General features: G+C 71.1%; 23 protein-coding genes and 1 pseudogene. 12 read left to right on the forward strand and 12 right to left on the reverse strand.

Going from position 1 to position 25,784, the window contains the following annotated elements; translation table 11 throughout:
- The first annotated feature begins 15 nt into the window (after nucleotides 1–15).
- Nucleotides 16–1,182, forward strand: a complete 1,167-nt coding sequence (locus ACH4S7_RS23170; RefSeq protein ID WP_398523136.1) for a trypsin-like serine peptidase — start codon at nucleotides 16–18, stop codon at nucleotides 1,180–1,182.
- Between the two features lie 158 nt (nucleotides 1,183–1,340).
- Here the strand turns inward: ACH4S7_RS23170 and hflX are convergent, their stop codons facing one another.
- The 6 genes from hflX to miaA all read right to left on the reverse strand — a co-directional run bounded on the left by hflX (nucleotide 1,341) and on the right by miaA (nucleotide 9,579).
- On the reverse strand, nucleotides 1,341–2,855 hold the full coding sequence (hflX, locus tag ACH4S7_RS23175) for a GTPase HflX (protein WP_398523137.1): 1,515 nt from the start codon (nucleotides 2,853–2,855) through the stop codon (nucleotides 1,341–1,343).
- Between the two features lie 263 nt (nucleotides 2,856–3,118).
- Nucleotides 3,119–4,675, reverse strand: a complete 1,557-nt coding sequence (locus ACH4S7_RS23180) for a M1 family metallopeptidase (RefSeq protein WP_398523138.1) — start codon at nucleotides 4,673–4,675, stop codon at nucleotides 3,119–3,121.
- Nucleotides 4,676–4,740: 65 nt separating this feature from the next.
- A complete protein-coding gene (locus tag ACH4S7_RS23185) occupies nucleotides 4,741–6,909 on the reverse strand; it encodes a RelA/SpoT family protein (RefSeq protein ID WP_398523139.1) in 2,169 nt (722 codons plus the stop codon).
- A 146-nt stretch (nucleotides 6,910–7,055) separates the two neighbouring features.
- Nucleotides 7,056–7,994 carry a diaminopimelate epimerase gene (gene dapF / locus ACH4S7_RS23190; protein WP_398523140.1) on the reverse strand — a complete coding sequence of 313 codons (939 nt, stop codon included), beginning with the start codon at nucleotides 7,992–7,994 and terminating at the stop codon, nucleotides 7,056–7,058.
- 102 nt (nucleotides 7,995–8,096) lie between these two features.
- On the reverse strand, nucleotides 8,097–8,534 hold the full coding sequence (locus ACH4S7_RS23195; RefSeq protein WP_398523190.1) for a hypothetical protein: 438 nt from the start codon (nucleotides 8,532–8,534) through the stop codon (nucleotides 8,097–8,099).
- A gap of 106 nt (nucleotides 8,535–8,640) precedes the next feature.
- Entirely contained in the window at nucleotides 8,641–9,579 is a 939-nt protein-coding gene (gene miaA, locus ACH4S7_RS23200; protein WP_398523141.1) for a tRNA (adenosine(37)-N6)-dimethylallyltransferase MiaA, read from the reverse strand.
- Between the two features lie 182 nt (nucleotides 9,580–9,761).
- On the opposite strand from miaA, the gene ACH4S7_RS23205 reads away from it, so the two are divergent.
- On the forward strand, nucleotides 9,762–10,034 hold the full coding sequence (locus ACH4S7_RS23205) for a hypothetical protein (RefSeq protein WP_398523142.1): 273 nt from the start codon (nucleotides 9,762–9,764) through the stop codon (nucleotides 10,032–10,034).
- A gap of 23 nt (nucleotides 10,035–10,057) precedes the next feature.
- On the forward strand, nucleotides 10,058–10,306 hold the full coding sequence (locus tag ACH4S7_RS23210) for an antitoxin (protein WP_398523143.1): 249 nt from the start codon (nucleotides 10,058–10,060) through the stop codon (nucleotides 10,304–10,306).
- 213 nt (nucleotides 10,307–10,519) lie between these two features.
- On the opposite strand, the gene ACH4S7_RS23215 is transcribed toward ACH4S7_RS23210, so the two are convergent.
- On the reverse strand, nucleotides 10,520–11,365 hold the full coding sequence (locus ACH4S7_RS23215) for a hypothetical protein (protein ID WP_398523144.1): 846 nt from the start codon (nucleotides 11,363–11,365) through the stop codon (nucleotides 10,520–10,522).
- Nucleotides 11,366–11,464: 99 nt separating this feature from the next.
- Nucleotides 11,465–12,985, reverse strand: a complete 1,521-nt coding sequence (gene miaB / locus ACH4S7_RS23220; protein WP_398523145.1) for a tRNA (N6-isopentenyl adenosine(37)-C2)-methylthiotransferase MiaB — start codon at nucleotides 12,983–12,985, stop codon at nucleotides 11,465–11,467.
- Between the two features lie 154 nt (nucleotides 12,986–13,139).
- Here miaB and ACH4S7_RS23225 point away from each other — a divergent pair, with 154 nt between their 5' ends.
- Complete coding sequence (locus tag ACH4S7_RS23225) at nucleotides 13,140–14,138, forward strand: TAXI family TRAP transporter solute-binding subunit (RefSeq protein WP_398523146.1); 999 nt, start codon at nucleotides 13,140–13,142, stop codon at nucleotides 14,136–14,138.
- 298 nt (nucleotides 14,139–14,436) lie between these two features.
- Here the strand turns inward: ACH4S7_RS23225 and ACH4S7_RS23230 are convergent, their stop codons facing one another.
- The gene (locus ACH4S7_RS23230) at nucleotides 14,437–15,825 is read right to left on the reverse strand and encodes an ATP-binding protein (protein ID WP_398523147.1); all 1,389 of its coding nucleotides are present in this window, start codon (nucleotides 15,823–15,825) and stop codon (nucleotides 14,437–14,439) included.
- A gap of 15 nt (nucleotides 15,826–15,840) precedes the next feature.
- A complete protein-coding gene (locus ACH4S7_RS23235) occupies nucleotides 15,841–16,545 on the reverse strand; it encodes a response regulator transcription factor (RefSeq protein WP_398523148.1) in 705 nt (234 codons plus the stop codon).
- Between the two features lie 414 nt (nucleotides 16,546–16,959).
- Between ACH4S7_RS23235 and ACH4S7_RS23240 the strand changes: the two genes are divergently transcribed.
- The 8 genes from ACH4S7_RS23240 to ACH4S7_RS23275 all read left to right on the forward strand — a co-directional run bounded on the left by ACH4S7_RS23240 (nucleotide 16,960) and on the right by ACH4S7_RS23275 (nucleotide 23,598).
- Nucleotides 16,960–17,730 (forward strand): amino acid ABC transporter ATP-binding protein, encoded by a 771-nt coding sequence (locus ACH4S7_RS23240; protein WP_398523191.1) that lies wholly within the window; start codon nucleotides 16,960–16,962, stop codon nucleotides 17,728–17,730.
- A 34-nt stretch (nucleotides 17,731–17,764) separates the two neighbouring features.
- Entirely contained in the window at nucleotides 17,765–18,595 is an 831-nt protein-coding gene (locus ACH4S7_RS23245) for a glutamate ABC transporter substrate-binding protein (RefSeq protein WP_398523149.1), read from the forward strand.
- Between the two features lie 74 nt (nucleotides 18,596–18,669).
- Complete coding sequence (locus ACH4S7_RS23250; protein WP_398523150.1) at nucleotides 18,670–19,344, forward strand: amino acid ABC transporter permease; 675 nt, start codon at nucleotides 18,670–18,672, stop codon at nucleotides 19,342–19,344.
- On the forward strand, nucleotides 19,341–20,222 hold the full coding sequence (locus ACH4S7_RS23255) for an amino acid ABC transporter permease (protein ID WP_398523151.1): 882 nt from the start codon (nucleotides 19,341–19,343) through the stop codon (nucleotides 20,220–20,222). The genes ACH4S7_RS23250 and ACH4S7_RS23255 overlap by 4 nt, the downstream gene beginning before the upstream one ends.
- 471 nt (nucleotides 20,223–20,693) lie before the next feature.
- Nucleotides 20,694–22,286, forward strand: a complete 1,593-nt coding sequence (locus ACH4S7_RS23260) for an FAD-dependent monooxygenase (RefSeq protein WP_398523152.1) — start codon at nucleotides 20,694–20,696, stop codon at nucleotides 22,284–22,286.
- Nucleotides 22,287–22,333: 47 nt separating this feature from the next.
- A complete protein-coding gene (locus ACH4S7_RS23265; protein ID WP_310851512.1) occupies nucleotides 22,334–22,405 on the forward strand; it encodes a putative leader peptide in 72 nt (23 codons plus the stop codon).
- 72 nt (nucleotides 22,406–22,477) lie between these two features.
- Entirely contained in the window at nucleotides 22,478–23,116 is a 639-nt protein-coding gene (locus ACH4S7_RS23270) for a cysteine dioxygenase (protein ID WP_398523153.1), read from the forward strand.
- Between the two features lie 104 nt (nucleotides 23,117–23,220).
- A complete protein-coding gene (locus tag ACH4S7_RS23275; protein WP_398523192.1) occupies nucleotides 23,221–23,598 on the forward strand; it encodes a rhodanese-like domain-containing protein in 378 nt (125 codons plus the stop codon).
- Nucleotides 23,599–24,005: 407 nt separating this feature from the next.
- Here ACH4S7_RS23275 and recX read toward each other — a convergent pair.
- Together recX and recA are read right to left on the reverse strand one after the other, a co-directional pair.
- A pseudogene (gene recX, locus ACH4S7_RS23280) lies at nucleotides 24,006–24,704 on the reverse strand (recombination regulator RecX); the annotation flags it as partial.
- Nucleotides 24,593–25,726, reverse strand: a complete 1,134-nt coding sequence (gene recA, locus ACH4S7_RS23285; RefSeq protein ID WP_398523154.1) for a recombinase RecA — start codon at nucleotides 25,724–25,726, stop codon at nucleotides 24,593–24,595. The gene recA and the pseudogene recX, both read right to left, overlap by 112 nt.
- Between the last annotated feature and the right edge of the window lie 58 nt (nucleotides 25,727–25,784).

Below are 25,784 nucleotides of genomic sequence, written 5' to 3' on the forward strand. Positions count from 1 at the left end.
CGGGGGGACCGTTCCATGCGAATCGTACGAGTGTCGTCGGGCGCCATCGGTCTCGTCGCGGCGCTCGCGCTGACGGTCACCGCCTGTGCGCCGATCGAGGACCGGGCCGCCGAGGGACCCACCGCGCCGGGCGCCGTCCTGCCCTCCGGCGGAGCCGGGCCGCCCCGGGACGCGGCGGACCGGCTGCGGGAGCGGGGCATCGACCCCGATAAGTGGCGGAACGGCGCGTGGCGGAAGTGGGATCGGGAGCGATGGCTCCGGGAGGCCGCGGACTTCATCAATCCAGTCATCGACGGCCTCTGGGAACCAGAGCGCATGGCGTCGGCCAGGGCTCCGGCGCGGACCCTCGCGGCCACCGACCTCGCCGGGGACCGCGGTGTCACCGACCCCGAGCCCCGTCCGGTCGAGGCCCAGGAGGAGCAGCGGCCCTACCACCGGAACGCGGCTCCCGTCGGCAAGGTGTTCTTCGACGGCCCCGGCGGTTCGATGGTCTGCTCCGGGACAGTGGTCAAGGATCCCCGGAAGCCGGGCGGCTCCAATCTGGTCTGGACGGCGGGGCACTGTGTGCACGCGGGGCGGGACGGTGGCTGGTACCGCAATATCGCCTTCGTCCCCGCCTACAACGACAAGGGCCACTCACCCGAGGCGCTCCGTACGGCGCCACCGGAGGAAGTCGCTCCGTACGGACAGTACTGGGCGGACTGGGTCTCGACCTCGGGTGAGTGGATCGGCCGGGGCGGCCCGGACGACGGCGCGGGCGCCCCGTACGACTACGCGGTCATGCATGTGCGACCGAAGGTCGGCTCCGCGTCGCTGGAGGAGACCGTGGGTGTCGCGCTCGATGTCGACTTCGATGCCCCCGCCGCCGAGGACGTGGCCACCATGGGTGCCTGGGGCTATCCGGCCGCTCCCCCGTTCAACGGCGCGATCATGCACAAGTGCGTCGATCGACCAGGCCGGCTCTCCATCGCCCCCGAGTCGCCGACGATGTGGCGCATCGGCTGCACCATGACCGGGGGCTCCTCCGGGGGAGGCTGGTTCGCCAATCAGGAGAACGGCGAGCTGGCGTTGGTCTCCAACACCTCCATCGGGCCGGTCTCGGCCGGCTGGCTGGCCGGCCCCCGGCTGGGCCCGGGAGCGCGGCAGCTATACACGATGGTGAGCGACAGATTCGCGGGATGATGGCTGGTGAGCCGCCAGCGGCCCGCGCGGTCGTCGGGAACGGCCCCCTGTGTCGGGAACGCAGTCCCAGGACGCATCGGTCACGAAAGACGGCGGTGCCCGTCCCTCCGGAGAGGAACGGGCACCGCCGTGTCATTCGGGTGTGCCGGCGACCGCGGTCAGTGCGGCACCGGTACATAGGGCGCCAGCGCGGCGGCCAACTCCTCATGGACCCGCGCCTTGACGAGGGTGCCCTCCGTGGTGTGCTCCTCGGAGAGAACCTCACCCTGGGCATGCATCCGCGAGACCAGACCGCCCTCCGTGTACGGCACGAGCGCCTCGATCTCGACCGCGGGATGCGGCAGTTCGACATCGATGAGGGCGAGCAGCTCGGCCATGCCCTCACCCGTGCGTGCCGACACCGCGATGGCGTGCCGCTCGACGCGCAGCAGGCGCTGCAGCACCACCGGGTCGGCAGCGTCCGCCTTGTTGATCACCACGATCTCGCGCACATTCACCGCGCCCACATCACGGATCACCTCGCGCACGGCGGCCAACTGCTCCTCCGGCGCCGGATGCGAACCGTCCACCACATGCAGGATCAGATCAGAGTCGCCGACCTCCTCCATGGTGGAGCGGAACGCCTCCACGAGGTGGTGCGGCAGGTGTCGGACGAATCCGACGGTGTCGGCCAGGGTGTAGACCCGGCCGCTCGGCGTCTCCGCCCGGCGGACCGTCGGGTCCAGGGTGGCGAACAGGGAGTTCTCCACCAGGACACCGGCGCCGGTGAGGCGGTTGAGCAGCGAGGACTTCCCGGCGTTGGTGTAACCGGCGATGGCGACCGACGGCACCTGATGGCGCCGGCGCTCCTGCCGCTTGATCTCGCGGCCGGTCTTCATGTCCGCGATCTCCCGGCGCATCTTCGCCATCTTCTCGCGGATCCGCCGCCTGTCCGTCTCGATCTTGGTCTCACCGGGACCACGGGTGGCCATACCGCCACCGCCGCCGCCACCCATCTGACGGGAGAGCGACTGACCCCAGCCACGCAGCCTCGGCAGCATGTACTGCATCTGCGCCAGGGCCACCTGGGCCTTGCCCTCTCGGGACTTGGCGTGTTGGGCGAAGATGTCCAGGATCAGAGCGGTCCGGTCGACCACCTTGACCTTGACGACGTCCTCCAGGTGGATGAGCTGGCCGGGGCTCAGTTCACCGTCGCAGACGACCGTGTCCGCGCCGGATTCGAGCACGATGTCCCGCAGCTCCTGCGCCTTGCCCGAGCCGATGTAGGTGGCCGAGTCGGGCTTGTCACGCCGCTGGATGACGCCGTCGAGCACCAGCGCGCCCGCCGTCTCCGCGAGCGCCGCCAGCTCCGCCAGGGAGTTGTCCGCGTCCTGCGCGGTCCCCGAGGTCCAGACGCCGACCAGCACCACGCGCTCAAGGCGTAGCTGTCGATACTCGACCTCGGTGACGTCTTCCAGCTCGGTGGAGAGGCCCGCCACCCGCCGCAGCGCGGCACGCTCGGAGCGGTCGAGCTGATCGCCGTCCCGATCTCCGTCGATCTCGTGGCTCCAGGCGACGTCCTCTTCCATCAGGGCATCGGCCCGAAGGCTCTCGGTGCGGGTCTCGCCGAAGCTCTCCGCGTGCTGCTCGTCGAAGCTCTGTTCGTCCTGGGAAGGGGAAGAAGAGGAGGTCATTGGATCCTTACGTCGATGGAATCGGGCCCGGTCGTGCCGGGTGGCCCGCTGGCCCGCCTTCGCCAGTGACAACGCGTGACGAGCCCGGATGATTCCCGTACGGGCACTGATGTACGCGGACGGACGCACGGAGCCCGCACGGATGGCCGTACGGACATCCGATCCGGCGTCCGGATTTCCCCGGGCCGCGCGCCGACCCCCTGATGGTCGCATGGTGGCCCGGGGACCGTCATCCCGGTTTTCGCGTGCTCGGAACCCGCCGCTCAGCGGGCCGCAGCGCCCTGCGCGGGAACCGGCTCGGCGGTCGCCGGCGCCGTGGCGGGCTTCGCCGGGACCGCCTTGGCCGGAGCGGTGCTCTTCCAATCCGGGTGACCCGGCATCGGCGGGGTCCGCTCCGCGTACAGCCAGGCCCGGAAGAACGCCCCGAGATCCCGCCCGGCGGTGTCGGACGCGAGCCGGACGAAGTCCGCGGTGCCCGCCGTCCCGTCGCGGTGGTCACGCACCCAGGCCCGCTCCAGCCGGTCGAAGGCGTCCTGCCCGATCGTCTCCCGCAGGGCGTAAAGGACCAGGGCGCTCCCGTCGTACACCACCGGTCGGAAGAGGCTGATCTTCTGCCCCGGGGACGGCGGCTTCGGCGCCGCCGGCGGGCCTCCGGCCGCGCGCCACTGGTCCGAGCGTCGGTACGCCTCGCGCATCCTCGATTCCAGCGTGTACGGGGAGGTCTCCTCGGCATACAGGGCCTCGTACCAGGTGGCGTGCCCCTCGTTCAGCCAGAGGTCCGACCAGGTCCGCGGCGAGACACTGTCGCCGAACCACTGGTGGGCCAACTCATGCACCATGATCGAGTCGACGTACCACTCGGGGAACGCACTGTTCATGAAGAGACGGCGTTCGAACAGCGAGAGGGTCTGGGTCTCCAGCTCGTAGCCGGTGTCGGCGTCGGCGATGAGCACCCCGTAGTTCTCGAAGGGGTAGCGACCGACCCTCTCCTCCATCCACGCGAGCTGGGCGGGCGTCTTCTTCAGCCAGCGCTCCAGCGCGGCCCGGTCCTTGGTGGGCACCACATCGCGGATGGGCAGCCCCCCGGGCCCCTTGCGGGTGGGGACGGCCGATGCGCCGATGGAGACCTGCGCCAGCTCGGTGGCCATCGGGTGGCTGGTGCGATAGGTCCAGGTGGTGGTGGCGCCGCGCTCCTCCTTGCCGATCCGGACGCCGTTCGCGACCGCCGTCAGCTCGCTGGGAGCGGTCACCCGAAAGATGAAGATCGCCTTGTCGGCGGGGTGGTCGTTGGAGGGGAAGACCCGGTGGGCGGCGTCGGCCTGGTTCGCCATCGCCAGCCCGTCGCCGGTGGGCACCCAGCCCCCGGCATCGCTCTCGCCGCGGGGGTCGCTGGTGTGCTCGACCGTGATCCGCAGCCGGGACCCGGCCTCGACGGGCAGGAAGGGCTCCACGACGAGGTCCTCACCCGCCGTGGCGAACCCGGCGGGCAGACCGTTGACCTCGACCGCGCTCACCGTGCCGTGGGTGAAGTCGAGGTTGACCCGCTCAAGCCGTTCGGTGGCCCGCGCCTCGATCCGGGTCACGGCGTCCAGCGGCGTGGTGTTGCTGCCCCGGTAGGTGAAGGCGATGTCGTACTCGGTGACGTCGTAGCCGGGGTTGCCGAGCTGGGGGAAGAGCGGGTCGCCGATGCCGCGCGCCGTCGGCGCGGGCGGGGGCAGGGCGGCGGCGAGGAGCGCGACCGACGCGGCCGCGAGCAGAGCGGCGCGCGACCGGCGCCGGGAAAAGCGGGCCCGGAGGGCGAGCCTGGTGGTGGGCAGCATGGACAACGGCTACCAGTGCGTACGGCGGTGAATGCGGCAACCCGCGTCATGCCACCCGAACGAGGTCAGTTCGTGGCCGCCGGATGCTGGGTGCGGCTCACGTCGTACACCCCCGGTACGTCGCGCATCGCGCGCATCAGCGCGGGCAGCCCGGCCGGGTCCGGGAGTTGCAGGGTGTAGGTGTGGCGTACGCGCTGTTCGCTCGGCGGTTCGACGGTCGCCGAGACGACGGCCACGCCCTCGCCCGCGATGACCTCGGTGAGATCGGCGAGTAGCCGGGGGCGCCCGAAGGACTCGGCGACCAGGGTCACCCGGCAGCCGGCCGCCTCGTTCCAGCGGACCGGAATCGCCGGGCGCTCCAGGGTCTTCATCCGGGTGACGGCGGCGCACTCCTCCCGGTGGACGGTGACCACACCGCCTCGTACGACGAAGCCGGTGACCGCGTCGGGCGGCACCGGCGTACAACATCCGGCGAGTCGTACGACGGCGTCCGGCAGATCGACGACGGCGTCCACGGTGGCGGGCAGGTCGGTTTCGGGGGGGACGGGGGCGGATCTGCGCGGCGTCGCGGCCGGGGGGCTCCCCTCCGGATGGGCCGCCAGCCACGCGCTGATGGCGATGCGGGCGGCCGGGGTACGGGCGTGGTCGAGCCAGTCCGGGGAGGGCCCGGAGACGGCGTCCTGGGCCCCCTGGACGTCCCCCGCGCCCGCCTCTGCCGCCGTGCCCCCCGGCGGGCCCTGGACGTCGTGGGCGAGCAGCAGATGGACCGTGTCGCCGTCGCTCAGTACCGTACTCAGCGTCGCGAGCCGGCCGTTGACTCGGGCGCCGATACAGGTGTGGGCCAGCTCGCCGTAGAGCGCGTACGCGGCGTCGACACAGCTCGCGCCCGCGGGCAGTCCCAGCATCCGGCCGTCGGCGCGGAAGACGGAGATCTCGCGGTCCTGCGCGAGTTCGGCGCGGAGCGAGGACCAGAATGCCTCGGAGTCCGGGGTGGACTGCTGCCACTCCAGCAGCCGGGAGAGCCAGCCGGGACGGGTCGGGTCGGCCCGCTCCCCGTCGGCCGGTTCGGCGCCGTCCGTGTCCTCTGTGCCCTCCCCGAGGGGGGTGTACGGATTACCGAGCGCGATCACTCCGGCCTCGGCGACCTTGTGCATCTGACGCGTCCGGATGAGGACTTCCGCGACCGCGCCCTCCGGGCCGGCGACGGCGGTGTGCAGGGATTGGTAGAGGTTGAACTTGGGGGCCGCGATGAAGTCCTTGAACTCGGAGATCACCGGGGTGAAGCAGGTGTGCAGTTCACCGAGGACGCCGTAGCAGTCGGCGTCCTCGCCCACCAGCACCAGCAGCCGGCCGAAGTCCGTGCCGCGCAGGGCTCCGCGTTTGCGGCTCACCCGGTGCACCGACACGAAGTGACGCGGCCTTATGAGGACTTCGGCAGCGATCCCGGCCTCCCGCAGCACGGTGCGGAACCCTTCCGCCATGGTGGCGAGCGCCGCGCCCGCGTCGGTGTTCTCAGCGATCAGCGCGCGGGTGCGCTCGTACTCCTCGGGGTGGAGGATCGCGAAGACCAGATCCTCCAGCTCGGACTTGAGCGCCTGGACGCCGAGCCGTTCGGCGAGGGGAATGAGGACGTCCCGGGTGACCTTGGCGATACGGGCCTGCTTCTCGGGACGCATCACACCGAGCGTGCGCATGTTGTGCAACCGGTCGGCGAGTTTGATCGACATCACCCGGACGTCGTTGCCGGTCGCGACGAGCATTTTGCGGAAGGTCTCGGGCTCGGCCGCCGCGCCGTAGTCGACCTTCTCCAGTTTGGTGACGCCATCGACCAGATAGGCGACCTCGGCGCCGAACTCGTCGGTGACCTGGTCGAGCGTCACCTCGGTGTCCTCGACGGTGTCGTGGAGGAGAGAGGCCGTCAGCGTGGTCGTCTCGGCGCCCAGTTCGGCGAGGATCAGGGTGACGGCGAGCGGATGGGTGATGTACGGCTCGCCGCTCTTGCGGAACTGGCCCCGGTGGGAGAACTCCGCCAGGACGTACGCCTTGTGCAGGATGGCGAGATCGGCGTCGGGGTGGTGCGCGCGGTGCGCGTCGGCGACGTGCCCGATAGCGTCGGGCAGCCGGTCACGGCCGGCCGGGCCGAGCAGCGCGGCCCGGCCCAGCCTGCGGAGGTCGATCCTGCCCCGGCCGCGCCTGCGGCTGTGGGCACCAGGGTTGACGGCCTCTGCACTCATGGGGCACCTCCGGGCGGCATTCGACCGGCGATGGGGAAGAGCAGGCGTGCCCCCCGCCGGGCCGGTGCTTGATGCTACCGAGCCCACCACGTGGCGCAGTCCCGCTCTCGCCGAGCGTGAACCGGATCACCCATTCGAGCGAAGCTCTATCCGGGAGTGGTTTCCGAGCCCGGGCCGGGGTGCGCGAGCAGCGCGGGCTCGATGTGTCCCGTCGCGACGATCACCGCGGGGCCGGTCATCTCGACCTCCCCGTCAGCCCGCTCCGTGATCACCAGTCGGCCGCCCGGCAGATCCACGGTGTACGAGACGGGGCTGCCGGTGACCGTGGGGTCGACACCGTCCCGACGGGCCGCGGCGACGGCGACGGCACACGCTCCCGTGCCGCAGGAGCGGGTCTCGCCGGAACCGCGCTCATGGACGCGCAGGGCGACATGGCGCTCACCCCGGTCGACGACGAACTCCACATTCACCCCGTCCGGATAGACCGCTGACGGGGTGTAGGACGGCTCGGAGAGCAGATCGCCGGCGTGGTCCAGGTCCGCGACGAAGGTGACCGCGTGCGGATTGCCCATGTTCACATGGCGGGTGGGCCAGCTACGGCCGCCGACGGTGACGGTGACACTGTCGGCGGGGAGGATCGCCGGCCCCATGAAGACGGTGATGTCGCCGTCCTCGCCCCCGGCTCCCGACTTCGCGAGATGCACCTTCTTGACACCGCCACGAGTCGCCACCGCCAGATCCCCGGGCTCGACCAGTCCGGCGCGCTGGAGATGACGGACGAAGACGCGGACGCCGTTGCCGCACATCTCGGCGATGGAGCCGTCGGCGTTGCGGTAGTCCATGAACCACTCGGCGTCGTCGGCCATGGCGCGCGCGTCGGGGTGCGCCGCGGAGCGTACGACATGCAGCAGGCCGTCACCGCCGATACCGGCCCGCCGGTCGCAGAGCCGGGCCACGACGGGCGCGGGCAGGGCTATGGCGTTGTCCGGGTCGGGGACGATCACGAAGTCGTTCTCGGTGCCGTGGCCCTTGAGGAAGGCGATCGGCACGGACGGGGATGGCTGCGGGATGCTCACACTCACCATCGTACGAGGAGGGTCCGACAGTCGGCGTTCCTGCGGGCACGGGCCGGCCGGGAAGCCCTGGTCCACGCGGGACGGGGCGGCGCGGACAGGTGTGGGGGCGGGTCAGCGCAGGCGGGCGACGCGCCAGACGGCGAGCGCCACCAGCAGGGCGCCGACGCCGACGTACAGCGCGATGACACGCCAGTCCGGTCGTACGCCGGAGCCGCGTGGCGGCAGGCCGGGCCAGGTGTGACCCACTCGGCGGGCCGCCATCACGCCCCAGCCGGCGGCGCAGCAGCTAATCAGCAAGCCGAGCATGGCGACGACGGCGCCACCGCCCGTGCCGAAGGCGAGCGGGAAGCCGAACATGAGGGAGCCGACCGCCGCGAGCGCCACGATGGGTGCGAGCTGCCAGATCCGGAGTCTGCGCGCCGGGCGCAGTTCGACCTCGACCTCGGCGGCGAGCACGTCCTGGTCGTCGGGACCGTCGGGGCTCAGACCGGACGCGCCTGACGCCGCGTCCCGCTGTCGCTGGTCCGTGTCATGGGGGCCGGCCTCCATCGCCACGCGCCCTCCCCACTCGGACTTCAGAGTCGATCGTCGCTCGATGATGGCACGGCCCGGCCCGCCGAAATGACGGGCAGGGCGTCCCGATGCCATCACGTGATCAGGCTGTAACCGGTCGTTCGATCAACGCCAGCGCCCGCCCCGGAAGTTCCCCCCGGTCCGCGACGGCACCACTCAGCCAATGCACCCGTGGATCTCTTCTGAACCAGGAATCCTGACGGCGCGCGAAGCGTTTGGTAGCGCGCACGGTCTCCTCACGCGCCTCCTGCTCGCTGTACTCACCGGACAGCGCGCGGAGAATCTGCTGGTAGCCGAGGGCGCGTGGCGCCGTGAGCCCGTCGCGCAGTCCGCGCGCCTCCAGCGCGCGCACCTCGTCCACGAATCCGGCCTCCCACATCCGGTCCACCCGCAGCGCGATCCGCTCGTCGAGTTCGGGGCGGGCCACGTCCACACCGATCTGGACGGTGTCGTAGACGCTGTCGTGGCCGGGGAGATTGGCGGTGAAGGGGCGGCCGGTGATCTCGATCACTTCGAGGGCGCGGACGATCCGACGGCCGTTGCCGGGGAGGATCGCACGCCCGGCCTCGGGGTCGGCGGCGGCGAGCCGGGCGTGCAGGGCGCCGGGGCCACGCACCGTGAGTTCCTCCTCCAGACGGGCCCGGATCACGGGGTCGGTGCCGGGGAAGTCGAGGGCGTCGACGGCCCCGCGCACATAGAGGCCGGAGCCGCCGACGAGCACCGGTGTGCGGCCTTCGGCGAGCAGCCGGTCGATCTCCGCCCTGGCGAGCCGCTGGTACTCGGCGACGCTCGCGGCGACGGTGACGTCCCAGACGTCGAGGAGGTGGTGAGGGACGCCGCCACGCTCCTCCGGCGTCAGCTTGGCGGTGCCGATATCCATCCCCCGGTACAGCTGCATGGAGTCGGCGTTGACGACTTCGCCCCCCAATCGCTGGGCGAGGAAGACGCCCAGATCGGACTTTCCGGCCGCGGTGGGACCGACGACGGCGATGACCCGCGGGGCGGGGGGTGCGCTTCTCACCTCCCCAGTCTCCCAAACCCGCGGGCATCTCCCCGAATGAGCGAGGTGACGGCGGGCCTGGGCCTTCGTTGCCTGTTACGAGGTGACGAACGCCGGTTTCCCGATCGGTTCCCCCGGGTGGCGCGACAGGGCGCTCCAGGCGGCGCGGAACCTCACCCACACAAGTACGCTATGGAGTAAATATGGGCGTTTTTGCACGGTTCTTCCGTCGGTCCAAGGACAGCGACGGCGTATCGGCCGAGGTGACGACCCCCGTTACCCTGACGGGGGAGCCCGAGATCGGGAACGCCGGCCGGACCGATGCGCCGAAGTGCGCGAAGGCGGAGGTCACCGAGGCCGCAGAGGCTGAGGAGGCCAAGGCCGCGGTCGTGGTGACCGAAGGCGTGGACATTCCCCGGCAGCAGTCGGCCGGGGAGGCCGCGGACAGCGAGACCGGTGAGGGCGCCCGCACGTAGTCCCTCACGAGGAAAGGTGCCCCATGGGCCTCATGGACACACTGAAGGCCAAGCTCGCCCCCGCCAAGGACAAGGTCTCCGACCTGGCTCAGCAGCACGGGGGCAAGATCGAGCAGGGTCTGGAGAAGGCCGCGCACGCGGTCGACGCCCGGACCAAGGGCAAGTACAGCGACAAGATCGAGACGGGCACCGGCAAGGCCAAGGATGCCTTGGACCGCATCGCGCACAAGGACGACGGTGGCACCCCGCCGCCGCCCCCGGCCGCTCGCTGAGGCACCGGTTGACGTACGACGGTCGGACGGCCGCGGAGCGCCAAGCTCCGCGGCCGTCCGTCGTCATATCCGGCTCGGCGGGACGGGAACGGGCCGTCATCCCGCTGGGCGCAGGACCGTCAACAGGGACGGGACCGGGCCGTACGAGGGCCGCGGCGACGGCGGGCGGGGTCGGGCCGTACGAGGGCCGCGGCGACGGCGGGCGGGGTCGGCTCAGGACCAGGCGGTGACGAAGTACCCGACGCCGTACGGGGCTTCGTCGTAGAGCAGCCGGCCGGCCAGCCCCGCGCCCTCGGCGGCACCCGTGAGCACCTGCCAGGGGGCCCGGCCCGCCGCCTTGAGTTCGTGCGCCAGGGTGGCGTCCAGCGCCGCGAGTGCCGCGAGATCGGCGTCCCCCAGGGCCCGTGCGGCGAAGGCGTCGAAGTCGGCGGCCCGTGTGTCGAGATAACCGGGGGCCTTCACGGTGCGGCAGGCGCTGCCGTCGCCCATCACCAGCAGGGCGACCCGTTCGGCACGGGCGCCGATCTCCCGTCCGGCCGCCAGCGCGCGCTCGGGCGCGAGCGTCTCGTCCACTCCCAGGCCCTCCAGGGGCGAGGCGGCCCACCGGGCGCGGTCGAGCAGCCAGGCACCGACTGCCAGGGAGTGCGGCAGCGCCCGTACCGGCGCGGCGGCGCCGGGGGCCGTCTCCGGGGGCTCGTGGGCCCCTTCCCCCCGGCCGGGGGAACCGGAGGCGCCCGGTGCGCCATGAGGCTCGGCCGCACCCGGTCGGTGCCGCCCGGCGGCCCGGTCCCGTACCCCCTGGGGCGCGTCCGTTCCCAGCCGTACGACGATATCCGCGCCGAAGCCCCGGAAGGATCCCCGCGCACCCGCGGGGTGCGGGCCGCGATCACCGGCCTCGGCGGTGCCGACCACGACGAGCAGATCGGGCCGGGCCGCGGCGAGCACCCCCACCGCGTCGGCGCACGCGGCCCGCGCGGTGTCGAGTTCGGGTGCGGCACCCGCGGCGACCTCGGGAACGAGCAGCGGCGGACAGGGGCACACGGCGGCGGCGACAAGCATGATCGGCAGCCTAGTCCGTGATCGGCGCGCGGGCCCCGGTGCGCGCGCCGACGTCGATCGACGCGCCAGCAGCGGGGCTGCCGCCTGGCGGTGGGTGGGTCAGCCGATCCCGCACGCGGGCACGGCGGCGGCCGGCAGGGGCGCGGGGACACCGATCGTCGGCAGTCCCAGCATCACACCGGCCTGCTTGTCCTCGCGCGCGTCCCGGCGCTTCTGCCAGGCGTCGCCGGCGCGGGTGCGGCGCACGGAGGTGGTCGGGCCCTCGGCGAGCAGATGGTGCGGCGCGGCGTAGGTGATCGCGACGGTCACCACGTCACCGGGGCGCACCTCCTGGTCCGGCTTGGTGAAGTGGACCAGTCGGTTGTCGGCGGCGCGCCCCGACAGACGGTGGGTCGCGCCGTCCTTGCGGCCCTCGCCCTCGGCGACCATGACCTCCAGGGTGCGGCCGACCTGCTTCTTGTTCTCGTCCCAGGAGATCTCCTCTTGAAGGGCGACCAGGCGTTCGTAGCGCGCCTGAACGACCTCTTTGGGGACCTGTCCGTCCATGGTCGCGGCCGGGGTGCCGGGACGCTTGGAGTACTGGAAGGTGAAGGCATTCGCGAAGCGGGCCTCGCGGACGGTGTGCATGGTCTGCTCGAAGTCCTCCTCGGTCTCGCCGGGGAAGCCCACGATGATGTCGGTGGAGATGGCGGCGTGCGGGATCGCCGCGCGCACCTTCTCGATGATCCCGAGGAAACGCTCCTGCCGGTAGGAGCGGCGCATGGCCTTCAGCACCGTGTCCGAGCCGGACTGGAGCGGCATGTGAAGCTGGGGCATCGCGTTCGGTGTCTCGGCCATCGCGGCGATCACGTCGTCGGTGAAGTCACGGGGGTGCGGAGAGGTGAAGCGGACCCGCTCCAGCCCCTCGATCCGTCCGCAGGCCCGCAGGAGCTTGCTGAACGCCTCGCGGTCGCCGATGTCGGAGCCGTACGCATTGACGTTCTGGCCGAGCAGGGTGATCTCGGAGACGCCCTCGGCGACCAGGGCCTCGATCTCGGCGAGGATGTCGCCGGGACGGCGGTCCTTCTCCTTGCCGCGCAGCGCGGGGACGATACAGAAGGTGCAGGTGTTGTTGCAGCCGACCGAGATGGAGACCCACGCCGCGTACGCGGACTCGCGGCGGGTCGGCAGGGTGGACGGGAACGCCTCCAGCGACTCCGCGATCTCGACCTGGGCCTCCTCCTGGACGCGGGCGCGTTCCAGCAGGACCGGCAGCTTGCCGATGTTGTGCGTACCGAAGACGACATCGACCCAGGGGGCCCTGGTGACGATGGTGTCGCGGTCCTTCTGGGCGAGACAGCCGCCGACGGCGATCTGCATACCGGGCCGCCTGGTCTTCATCGGCGCGAGCCGGCCCAGGTTGCCGTACAGCTTGTTGTCGGCGTTCTCCCGGACGGCGCAGGTGTTGAAGACCACGACATCGGCGTCACCGTCGGCCCCCGCGGGGGCGCGGACGTAGCCGGCGTCCTCCAGCAGTCCGGAGAGCCGTTCGGAATCGTGGACGTTCATCTGGCACCCGTAGGTGCGGATCTCGTAACTGCGCTGAACGTCCACTGCCTGGCTCCGGTCACTGCTGGTCATGTGACAAGGGTAGGCGCTGCCACGGACAGCTCGGGCCCGGGAGCCCCCCCGGCTGCGGGCAGAGCCGGGCGGCGACGGGCGGCGACGGGCGTCCGGTGGCGTACCCACGACAAACCCTCGCCGACAGGGCGGGACACCTGGCAGGATCGAGCACATGTTCCCGACCGTGCCCCGCGTCAGCCGTCGTCGTGCCCTTCAAGGGTCGGCGACCGCCCTGGTGCTGGTCGGGGCGCTGCTCTGGTGGCTGCTCCCCCTCGACGATTCCGCGCCGCGTGGCTCGGTCACCTTCAGCACCGGCGTCCAGAGCGGGGTCTACCAGCGGTACGGCGTCCTGCTCAAGCAGGCTCTCGCCCGCGATCTGCCCGATGTGGACATAGCCCTGCGGCTCAGTGAGGGGTCCCAGCAGAATCTGGCGCGGGTGGCGTCGGGCGAGGCCGATTTCACCATCGCCACCGCCGATGCCGTCGCCAAGTACCAGCGGGACGGCCGGCCGGGGGCGGAGCGACTGCGCGGCTGCGCGCGGTTGTACGACGACTATGTACAGCTCGTCGTCCCCCACGGTTCGCCCGTGCGGGAGATAGGCGATCTTCGGGGCAAGAAGGTGGGCGTCGGACAGGAGGGCTCGGGCGTCCGGCTGATCGCCGACCGGCTGCTGAGCGCTTCCGGCCTCGACCCGGACGAGGAGATCACCCCCGTACCGGTCGGGATCGACACCGTCCCGGGCATGTTGGCGCGGGACGAGCTGGACGCCTTCTTCTGGTCGGGCGGGCTGCCGACCGGTGCCGTAGAGCAGTTGTCGGAGAGTTTCCGCATACGGCTGGTGCCGCTCCAGTCGGCCCTGGTCGACAAAGTGCATGTCACCAGCGATGCCACGGGCTACTACCGGCTGGCGGTGATGCCGCCCGACGCCTATCGGGAGGCGCAGAGCGGGCTCGCGGTGCCGACGATGGCAGTGGCGAATCTCCTGGTGACCACGGACCGGGTCGATTCGGCGATGGTCGAGGGCTTCACGCGTACGGTGATCGACAGCCGGGACCGCATAGGCAAGACGGTCCACCCGGCCCAGTTGGTGGACCTGCGGACGGCTGTCTACACGGACCCGCTGCCGCTACATGAAGGGGCGAGGCGCTACTACAGCTCGGTCAAGCCGTAGCGGGCGCGGGCCGTACCGGCCGGCGCGGGCCGTAGCGGCGGGCGCGGGCCGTAGCGGCCGGCGCTTCACGGGGCGCGCCCATCCATGTGCTGGCGAGCCGGGGGCGTAACGGCCGGCGCCGCGGGGCCCGGGGCCGTCACGGTCCTGGCGTACGGGATGGCCAGCCGAGCCGCTCCGGCCCGTGCGTCCTGGCGGGCGTGCCGTCGGGCGCGGGAACGGCGGCGGGCCCCCCGCCGGACCAGGACACGCCTAGGAGGTGGCGTGCGCGGACTCGTACGAGGGTGGCGTGCGCGGACTCCTACGACGGTGCCGTGCGCGGCAGGCTCACGGTCACCCGCAGGCCCTGGGGGTCATGGTGCGCGTAGTCGATGCGACCGCCACCGGGTGAGAGCAGGGCGCGCGATATGGAGAGCCCGAGGCCCGAGCCCTTGACGTTCTGATGGCGGTTGCTGCGCCAGAAGCGGTCGCCGACCCGGGTCAGCTCCTCGTCGGTGAGCCCGGGCCCGCCGTCCGTGACCACTACGGTCGAGGTGTCGCCGTGGGAGGCCGTCGTGACCGTCACCTCCTCGCCGCGGGGGGTGAACTTCAGCGCGTTGTCGATCACGGCGTCGAGGGCGCTGGAGAGCGCGACCGGGTCCGCCCAGGCGGTGACGGCGGTGCCCGCGCCGGTGAGCCGTACCCCTCGCTCCTCCGCGAGCAGATGCCATGCGGCGACCCTCTCAGCCGCCAGCTCACCGATGTCAGTGAGTTGGAGAGCGGCGGAGACGTGCTCGGCCAGAGCCAGATCCAGTAGATCGTCGAGGACCTGGGCGAGGCGTTTGCCCTCGGTGCGGACCGAGGCGATCTCCTCGTTGCCCTCCGGGAGTTCGAGCGCGAGGAGTTCGATCCGGAGCAGCAGCGCGGCGAGCGGGTTGCGGAGCTGGTGGGAGGCGTCGGCGACGAAGGCCCGCTGCTGTTCCATCGCCTCCTCCACGTTGTCCGCCATCTCGTTGAAGGAGCGGGCCAGCCGGCGCAGCTCCGGGGGGCCGCTCGCCGCCGCGACCCGGGAGTTCATCCTGCCGGTCGCGATGTCGTGCGCGGCTCCGTCCAGGATGCGTACGGGCCGCAGCACCCAGCCCGTGAGACGGAAGGCCGCCCCGACGGCCAGCAGCATCGCGGCACCCTCGCCCGCGGCGATCAACAGCCAGCCCCGCAGCACACGGGACCGTAGCTGGCCGGTGGGCGAGTCGGTGTAGACGACGGCGACGACGTCCCCGTCCCGTACGACGGGTGAGGCGACGACCAGCCGCCCGTTCCCCTGCCAGGGCCACACCTGCGGCGGGTCCTGGCTGCGCCGTCCCGTCAACGCCTCCTCGAACGCCTCGCGGCCCCGGCCGTCGGCGGGCACCGACCAGCCCTCGGGCGCGCGGGCCATGGCCTTGCCGTCGCGGTAGAAGACCCCGGCGCCGATGCCGTAGGTGGCGTTGAATCGGTTGAGCTGCTCCTGGAGCGTGGAACGCCGCTCGTCCAGGGTCTCCGAGCCGGTGACGAACTGGGCGAGCGCCGCGAACCGTACGGTGTCGTCGATCCGGTCGACGACGACCCGCTGCTGCTGGGCCGCGGCGACGCTCACCGCGAGCGGGAAACCGAGCGCGAGCAGTACGCCCGCCATGAGGATGATGAGCAGCGGCAGAAGTCGGGTACGCACGGGACCGCGGGCGGGTCAGACGGCCGGGGCGACGAGCCGGTAGCCCACACCCCGGACGGTCTCGATCAGGGCGGGCATCCGGAGCTTGGACCGCAGGGACGCGACATGCACCTCAAGCGTGCGGCCGGTCCCCTCCCAACTGGTGTGCCAGACCTCGCTGATGATCTGTTCCCGGCGGAAGACGACCCCCGGCCGCTGGGCGAGCAGCGCCAGCAGATCGAACTCCTTGCGGGTGAGCTGCACCTCGACGCCGTCGACACTGACCCGGCGGGTGGGCAGGACGACGGTCACCGGGCCGAGCCGGAGGGCGTCGTCGGGGACCGCCGTGGTGGGTTCGTCGCCGCCCGCCTTGCGCCGGCTGACGGCGTGGATGCGGGCCAGTAGTTCACCGGTGTCGTACGGCTTGACGACGTAGTCGTCCGCGCCGAGGTTGAGCCCGTGGATCCGGGACCGTACGTCGGACCGCGCGGTCACCATGATCACCGGGGTGGAGGTGATCTTCCGGAGCTTGCCGCACACCTGGTAGCCGTCCTGGTCGGGCAGGCCGAGGTCCAGCAGCACGACCGCGAACGGCGGCTTGCCGGGGTGCGTGGCGGGCAGCACTGCGTGCAGTGCCTCCTCGCCGTTGCGGGCGTGCACCACGTCGAAACCGTGCCGGGCGAGCACCGCCGACAGCGCGGCGGCGACATGGTTGTCGTCCTCAACGAGAAGCAGCCTCATGGCCCCCCTTCGGTCGTGCGGTCAGCGTTCGCGATCCGGTTCCGCGGCCGGCTTCCGTGGTTCCCGTCGGTTCTGCCGGGGGCCCACTCGTACTCCGGACGTCTGCTCCGGACATCGGGCCCGGACACATGGTTCACGCGGTGGCGCGGCAGTGCGCGCCGTGCACAGTCTCCCCCGCGGTACCAGGGCATCAAGGCCGATTCCGGTCCGGAGAGTCAAGAGTCATTCCCCCGCGCGACTGTTTCCGTTATCCACCCGGTACGCCGGAGGTCACCCCGTTCACCCATAGTGTCCGCTTGAAGCCAGATCGTTATGCTCAATTTCCGCTCAGATGTAATGACGCTGGTCGCACCGCGTCACTACTGTCCTCCCAACCGAGGAGGACGGAGCGAGAAGCCGATGAGCGGAGTATCCATGACCAAGGACGCCGAGGACGCTGTCCCGACGGCGGGCGACCTGGTCGTGCTGAGCAACGTCAACAAGCACTTCGGCGCGCTGCATGTGCTCCAGGACATCGATCTGACCATTGCTCGCGGCGAGGTCGTTGTCGTCATCGGACCCTCCGGGTCCGGTAAGTCCACACTGTGCCGCACCATCAACCGACTGGAGACGATCGACTCCGGCTCGATCTCGATCGATGGGAAGCCGCTGCCCCAGGAGGGCAAGGAGCTGGCCCGGCTGCGCGCCGACGTCGGCATGGTCTTCCAGTCGTTCAACCTCTTCGCGCACAAGACCGTGCTGGAAAACGTGACGCTGGGCCAGGTCAAGGTTCGCCGGACGGCCAAGGACGCCGCTGAAAAGACGGCGCGCCAACTGCTGGACCGGGTCGGTGTCGGCTCACAGGCCGACAAGTACCCCGCACAGCTCTCCGGTGGTCAGCAGCAACGCGTGGCCATCGCACGGGCATTGGCCATGGGCCCCAAGGTCATCCTCTTCGACGAGCCCACTTCGGCGCTCGACCCCGAGATGATCAATGAGGTCCTCGAAGTCATGCAGCAGCTGGCGCGGGACGGAATGACGATGGTGGTCGTCACCCACGAGATGGGCTTCGCCCGCTCCGCCGCCAACCGGGTCGTCTTCATGGCCGACGGCAGGATCGTCGAAGAGGCCGAGCCCGATGAATTCTTCAGCAATCCGCGCAGCGACCGGGCGAAGGACTTCCTGTCGAAGATCCTGCACCACTGACGACCGACGAACCACGACGTAAGGGATGCTCCTCATGAAGCTCCGCAAGACTTCCGCGGCCATCGCCACGGGCCTCGTCCTCACGTTGGCGCTCACCGCCTGTGGCGGTGACAGCGACGACTCGGGCAAGGGTGGCGGCAAGATCACCATCGGCATCAAGTTCGACCAGCCCGGCATCGGCCTGAAGACGCCGGACGGCAAGTACACCGGGTTCGACGTCGATGTGGCCACCTATGTCGCCAAGGAACTGGGCTTCGAGCCCGGGGACATCACCTGGAAGCAGGCGCCCAGCGCCGACCGCGAGACGCTGATCAGCAACGGCGACGTCAAGTTCATCGCCGCCAGCTACTCGATCAACGACAAGCGCAAGGCCAAGGTCGACTTCGCCGGTCCCTACCTGCTGGCCCACCAGGACCTGCTGATCCGCGCCGACGAGAAGTCGATCACCAAGGCCGAGGACCTCAACAGCAAGAAGCTGTGCTCGGTCACCGGCTCGACCTCGGCTCAGAACGTCAGCGACAAGCTGGCTCCCAAGGCCGACCTCCAGAACTACGGCGGCTACTCGGAGTGCCTGACCGGCCTGGAGAACAAGGCCGTCGACGCGCTGACCACGGATGACTCCATCCTGGCCGGTTACGCCGCCCAGAAGGAGCACCAGGGCAAGTTCAAGCTCGCCGGCCTCAAGCTGAGCGACGAGAACTATGGCATCGGCCTGAAGAAGGGCGACAAGGACCTTCAGAGCAAGATCAACAAGGCCCTGGAGAAGATGAAGTCGGACGGCTCCTGGGACAAGTTCGTCAAGGCCAACTTCGGCCCGGCCAACTACAAGAACGAGCCGGCCCCGGCCATCACCGAGACCAGCTGAGGCAGCCGTGACGCGTCCCCGGCCACGGCCGGGGGCGCGCGCCACGATCCAACCAGGAGAGATCGCGGGTCAACGTGTTCGATTTTCTTGATTCCGGGCAGTATGACGTGCTCGGCGCGTTCTGGGTGACGGTCAAACTCGCCGTCTACTCGGCGATAGGTTCCCTGATCTGGGGGACGCTGCTGGCCGGTATGCGGGTCGGCCCCGTCCCGCTGATGCGCGCGTTCGGGACCGCGTACGTGAATGTGGTCCGCAACACCCCGCTGACGGTCGTCATCGTCGCGTGTTCGCTGGGCCTCAGTCAGACACTGGGGTTCTCCCTCGGCGCCGACAACTTCAAGGACATCGGCTTCCGGCTGGCCGTGCTGGGGCTGATCGCGTACACGGGCACCTTCGTCTGTGAGGCGCTGCGCTCGGGCATCAACACCGTCCCCGTCGGACAGGCCGAGGCGGCCCGCGCGCTCGGGCTCAGCTTCGTGCAGGTGCTGACGCTGATAATCCTGCCGCAGGCGTTCCGCTCGGTCGTCGCACCCCTGGCGAACGTGCTGATCGCCCTGACCAAGAACACGACGGTGGCCGCGGCGATCGGGGTGGCGGAGGCCGCCCTGCTCATGAAGAACATGATCGAGAACGAGGCCGACGCGCTCTTCGCCGTCTTCGCCGTCTTCGCCTTCGGCTTCATCGTTCTCACCCTCCCCACCGGCCTGCTGCTGGGCTGGGTGGCCAAGCGCGTGGCGGTGAAGCGATGACGTCTGTCCTGTACGACGCCCCCGGCCCGAAGGCCAAGCGGCGCAACCTCCTCTACACCGTGGTCTTCCTCGTCGCGCTCGGCCTCGCGCTGTGGTGGGTGCTCGACACCATGGCCGAGAAGGACCAGTTGGCGTCGGAGAAGTGGAGTCCGTTCGTCACCGAGTCGGAAGTGTGGACCACCTTCCTGCTCCCCGGCCTCTGGGAGACGGTCAAGGCCGCCGCCCTCGCGCTGGTGATCGCACTGCCGCTCGGCGCGATCCTCGGCATCGGCCGACTCTCCGATCACCGCTGGGTCCGGGTCCCCGTCGGGGTGGTGGTCGAGTTCTTCCGCGCCATCCCGGTGCTGCTGTTGATGATGTTCGCCTACGCGGCGCTGGTCCAGTTCACCGACATCGAGTCGGAGATCCGCCCGCTGTACGCCGTGGTGACGGGCCTGGTCCTCTACAACGCCTCCGTCATCGCCGAGATCGTACGGGCGGGAATCCTCTCCCTCCCGAGCGGGCAGACGGACGCCGCGAAGGCGATCGGCATGCGCAAGGGCGAGATGATGCTGTACGTGCTGCTGCCGCAGGCGGTCACGGCGATGCTGCCGGCCCTGGTCAGCCAGCTCGTGGTCATCGTCAAGGACACCGCCCTGGGCGGGGCGCTGCTCGGTCTCTCCGAGCTGCTGTCGCAGACCCGCGCGATCACGGCGAACTACGGTGCCAACACCATCGCCGCGCTCGTGGTGGTCTCGTTGATCTTCATCCTGCTGAACTTCGCCCTCACGACCCTCGCGAGCTGGCTGGAGCGCAGGGTGCGCCGGGCGAAGAAGAGCACCGGCGCGGTCGTCGACCTTGAGGTCGTCGACGCAGGACTTGGCGGTCCCAAGGTCTGACCCGCGAGGGCGGGCAGTGGGGCATCCACCCGACGAGGGCGGTGGCGCGGCGGCGCCACCGCCCTTCTCTGTCTCGCGTCACCGGCTCCCCGGTCGCCTCCCCGGTTCGGCTCCACCGTCGCGCGCCCCCTGACCGGCCCTTCCCTGCCGCCGACCCTCACCGTGGCCGTTCCCCGCGCCGTGGTCGTTCCCCGCGCCGTTCCCGCCTCGTCGCCGGTCCCTTCCCGCGCCGTTCCCACGCCGTCGCCGGTCCCTTCCCGTCGCCGTTGCAGCCCCGTCGCGATGCCAACCGCGGCCGGTCCTTTTCCGTCGTCAACCGCCAGGTGCCGCGCCCGGCGGAGCAGCGCGGGCCATGTCGTCCATCTGTCACTTGACGCAGACACCCCCAATCGATTGCATACGTTCTGTGATCGCGCACCGGGCTCCCACCACATGTTCCGGCCTGACCCTTCGAGCCCGAGGAGTCACGCCGTGGACCCGGTGATCGTCGTCGGCGCGGGTCCGGTCGGACTGGCGCTCTCCCTCGCCCTCGCCCAGCAGGGCGTGCCGTCCGTCGTACTCGACGAGAGCAGCGGCGACGAGGAGCCCCGACCCGCCCGCACGGTGGTCCTGCGCCCCGACACGGCGGCGATGGTCGAACGGCTCGGTTGCGCCACCGTCCGTGACGAAGGCGCGCGCTGGGCCGGCTGGCGATCACTGCGCCGTAAACAGGAGGTACGGCGGGTCGCGCTGGCGGAGGACACCACTCCGTCGCCGCTGCACATCCCGCAGCACGCACTCACCCGCGGGCTGCGGCAGGCCGTCCTGGCGGAAGAGCTGATCAACCTCGTCACCGAGAGTCATGTGGACTCCCTGGAGCAGGACGCCGGCGGGGTCATCGTGCACACGCGCGACCCGGACGCGACCTGGTGGCGCGGCAGCCATGTGGTGGGGTGCGACGGCGCGCGTTCGACGGTGCGCAAACTCCTCGGTGTCCGCTTCCCGGGTCGTACGGCGGTGGAACGACACGCCGTCGCCGTCCTCCGCACCGAACTCCCTCGCCCCGACGAGGCGTTGCTGCACCGCCAACCGCCGTGGCGCGGGGCCGGCGAGGAGATCACGGCGCGCCCGCTGCCGGACGATGTCTGGCGGCTGGACTGGCTGCTGCCGCCCAGCGGCGAACTGGTCACCCCCGACTCCCTGGTGGCCCGGGTCCGGGACACCCTGGCGGGCTGGTGCGGCGAGACTCCCCCGTACGACCTGATCGACACCGGCGTCCACACCGTCCACCACCGGCTGGCCCGGCGCTGGCGGGTGGGGCGGGTGTTCCTGGCCGGGGACGCGGCCCATCTGGTCGGTGCGGTCGGCACCCAGGGGCTCGACGAAGGGCTGCGGGACACCGACAACTTGGCGTGGAAGCTGGCGCACGGCTGGCACCACGGCGGCGCCGACGCCCTGTTGGACAGCTATCAGGAGGAGCGCAGGACCGCGGTGGCCGCCCGGTTGCGCACCGCCGATCAGGCGCTGCCCGCCCTGCGCGGCGGTGTGTTGCGCAACCGACTCCCGAGGGCCACCCGCGGACATGACGCGCTGCTCGCTGACGGCCATCTGGGGCTCGGACCGCTGGGCGCGCCCCCCGTCTACGCGTACTCCCCCCTCACCCCCGAGTACGACCCGTCCCAGGTCCTCGTCGGTACGGAGGCGGGCGCGCCGGTCTCGGACGTGCGGGTGACGGCGCCGGACGGGGCGGGGGCGTTGCTGCGGGACCGGTTGGGCCGGGGGCGGCTGCTGGTGCTGCTGGTCGCACCGGGTACGGGGGTGTGGGACCGCCGGCACTGGCAGAGTGCGGGGGTGATGCCGAGGCTGGCCGATGCGGTGAGCGCGCTGCCGGTGCGGGCCGAACTACTGGTGACGGAGAGTTATCCGGGCGCCGCGGCACATACGGTGCTGATGGTCCGGCCGGACGGGCACCTGGTCGCCTCGTTCGCCGGGGTGCGGCCCGCTGAGCTGTACGAGGCGGCGGACGCGGTACGGGGTGGGATGGTGCCGGCGACGGCCAGTGACAGTACCGCGGAGGTCAATTGACCCTCGCGGGTCGTCATGGTGTACTCCGGAACGTGACCGACACCAATGTGCGCCTGTGGCGGAGGGTCCATATGGATCTCCTCCGGTACGCGGGCTGCGTGTGTCGACCCTCCTGCTGATTTCGCCCCCTCTCACGCGCCTCGGGCCTCGGGCCCCCGCGCGTCCTCCAGCGAACTCTCAGGACGGTCTCCATGTCCCAACACCAACCGCTGCCCAGGTCCGGCCCCCCGGTCCCGGCCTCCGCCGCCACCGGCTCGTCCGCGGTCGTTCCGTCCGGTCCGGTCCCGCCCTCGGCCGGGGTGACCTCGGTGCCCGCCGGGTGGGCCGCCGCGCCGACGGCCCCGACCTCCGCCGAACTGCTCGACTTCGTACGGCACGCCGCCGCCGACCCCGAGTTGATCGCCTCCCTTCCCCTCGACCCCGACGGCCGCACCTGGGTGCGGCTGGACGGCCCCGGTGGCAGTGAGGCGTGGCTGATCGGCTGGCCGCCCCGCACCGGGACCGGCTGGCACGATCACGCCGACTCGCTGGGCGCCTTCGCCACGGCCATGGGCGAACTGCGGGAGGACTCCCTCGCGGTGCGGCTCCCGGCGAGCGGCTGGAAGACGCTGGAGCTGCATGACGGCGTCGACCGCGAGCGGCGGTTGGGTGCGGGGCAGGGGCGGGCCTTCGGGAAGCACCATGTGCACGAGGTGCTGAACGAGTCGGCCGATCGGCACGCCGTCTCGGTCCACGCCTACTATCCGCCGCTGCCACTGATCCGGCGCTTCAGCCGCACCGGCGCAGTGCTCCGTCTCGAACAGGTCGAGCGGCCGGAGGACTGGCAGTGAGCGACCACGGCGACGACCCCCGTATCGGTGGCGACGATGGGGACGGCAACGGCAACCGGGGCAGGGACGGGGACGGGGGCAGCAGGGACGTCGATCACCTCGGGATAGACGAGCTGCTGGAGAAGGTGCGTGAGGACCTGGACCGGGTCCGGCCCGAGGACGCCTTCGCGGAGGCCGAGGCCGGGGCCCTGTTGGTGGACATCCGGTACGCGGCCCTGCGCGAACGGGACGGTCTCATCCCCGGCGCGCTGGTCGTGGAACGCAATGAACTGGAGTGGCGGTTGGACCCGCAGGGCAGCCACCGTGCCCCGGAGGCGGTCAGCCACGATCTCCGGATCGTGGTGATCTGCAACGAGGGTTACGCCTCCTCCCTCGCGGCGGCCTCCCTGCGACAGTTGGGGCTGAGCCGGGCGACGGATCTGATCGGCGGCTTCCAGGCATGGCGGGCGGCGGGACTGCCGGTCCGGCACTCCGGATCGTAACGACCCAGACCCGGTCCGGGCGATCTTCGAGGATCAGCCCGCGGCGTCAGATACCTGCGGTCTCCTCAGACCCGCAAGGGCGAGGGGGCGTGCCGTAACTGTCGTCCCGGGCCCGACAACATCGGCCGGACATGGCCCGGAGGAGCACGCTTAGGACGCCGGTACTCGGCGCCGGGGGGCCCGTCCCGGATCGCCGGGGGCCTCCGGTGCCGGGAACGGCCGGGTGCGGTCCGGCCTCGGGACTCATGCGCCGGGGCCGGGGGCCGTCCCCCTGTCGTCGCGGTCCCGGAGGTCCCGGAGGGCCGCGGCCCTCCGGCCGTCTGCTCCGGTCCGGGTGCCGTCCCCGGGCGGTCGCGGACCGTCTCCGCCCGAGCGCGGGATGTCGCCCCCGCCGGTACCGGGACCGTTCAGAGGTCCTCCGGCACGCCCTCCAGGTCCTCGCCCTCTTCCTCCAGCGCCTGTCGGACCACCCGCAGGGCCACCCCTTCCCCGTACCCCTTGCGGGCCAGCATTCCGGCCAGCCGGCGTATCCGGCGGTCCCGGTCGAGCCCCCGGGTGGCGGGGAGTCTGCGGGCAACCAATGCGCGCGCGGTCTCCTCCTCCCGGTCGGAGTCGAGCTGTCCCAGGGCCTCGTCGATCAGGACCGGGTCGACGCCCTTGGTCCGCAGCTCGCGTGCCAGCGCACGCCGGGCCAGTCCCCGGCCGTGGTGCCGGGACTCCACCCAGGCGCCCGCGAAGGAAGCGTCATTGATCAGGCCCACGTCCTCGAAGCGGGAGAGCACCTCGTCGGCCACCTCCTGAGGGATCTCCCGCTCACGCAGCGCGTCCGCGAGCTGTTTGCGGGTGCGCGGGGTCCCGGTGAGCAGGCGCAGGCAGATCGCCCGCGCCTGCTCAGCCGGATCCTGGGGCGACGACTCCTTCTCGGCCCTCGACGAGTCGGTGCCGCCGCCCTGTCCCCCGGTCCGCCGCTGTCGCGCGAAAGACACCGCGAGCCCTAGCTCTTGGCAACCGCCGCCTTGGCCGTCTTGGCCTTGGTGGCGGGCGCGGGAACGGACTTCGCCGACTCGTCGGCCGGGGCGGGAGCACCCGCCGTGTCGGCGCCCGCCTCGGCGGCGGAAGCCTCCGGCTTCGCCCTGACCCCGACGCCGAGCTTGTCCTTGATCTTCTTCTCGATCTCGTCGGCGAGATCGGGGTTGTCCTTCAGGAAATTGCGGGCGTTCTCCTTGCCCTGGCCGAGCTGGTCGCCCTCGTACGTGTACCAGGCGCCGGCCTTGCGGACGAAGCCGTGCTCCACGCCCATGTCGATCAGACCGCCCTCGCGGCTGATCCCGTGCCCGTACAGAATGTCGAACTCGGCCTGCTTGAAGGGCGGCGCGACCTTGTTCTTGACGACCTTGCAGCGGGTGCGGTTGCCCACCGCCTCCGTGCCGTCCTTGAGGGTCTCGATGCGGCGGATGTCGATGCGCACCGAGGCGTAGAACTTGAGCGCGCGGCCACCGGTCGTGGTCTCCGGCGAGCCGAACATGACGCCGATCTTCTCGCGGAGCTGGTTGATGAAGATCGCGGTCGTCTTCGACTGGTTCAGCGCGCTGGTGATCTTCCGGAGCGCCTGGCTCATCAGCCGGGCCTGGAGGCCGACGTGGGAGTCGCCCATCTCGCCCTCGATCTCCGCCCGCGGCACCAGCGCGGCGACGGAGTCGATGACGATCAGGTCGATCGCGCCGGAACGGACCAGCATGTCGACGATTTCGAGCGCCTGCTCGCCATTGTCCGGCTGGGACAGGATGAGGGAGTCGATGTCGACGCCCAGCTTCTTCGCATACTCCGGGTCGAGGGCGTGCTCGGCGTCGATGAAGGCCACCGCGCCGCCCGCCTTCTGCGCATTGGCCACGGCGTGCAGGGTGAGGGTCGTCTTACCCGAAGCCTCCGGGCCGTAGACCTCCACCACCCGGCCGCGCGGCAGACCGCCGACACCGAGCGCGACGTCGAGCGCGGTCGAGCCGGTGGGGATGACCTCGATGGGTTCGTTCGGCCGCTCGCCGAGGCGCATCACCGCGCCCTTGCCGAATTGCCGTTCAATTTGTGCGAGCGCGGCGTCCAGCGCCTTCTCGCGGTCGTTTCCTGCCATGGGTTCCACCCGATTTGCTTGTGTCGATCGCTTCACGTCAATGACGCTAACCCCTGCC

This window comes from Streptomyces sp. NPDC020965 (genome assembly GCF_044333555.1).
Taxonomy (GTDB): Bacteria; Actinomycetota; Actinomycetes; order Streptomycetales; family Streptomycetaceae; genus Streptomyces.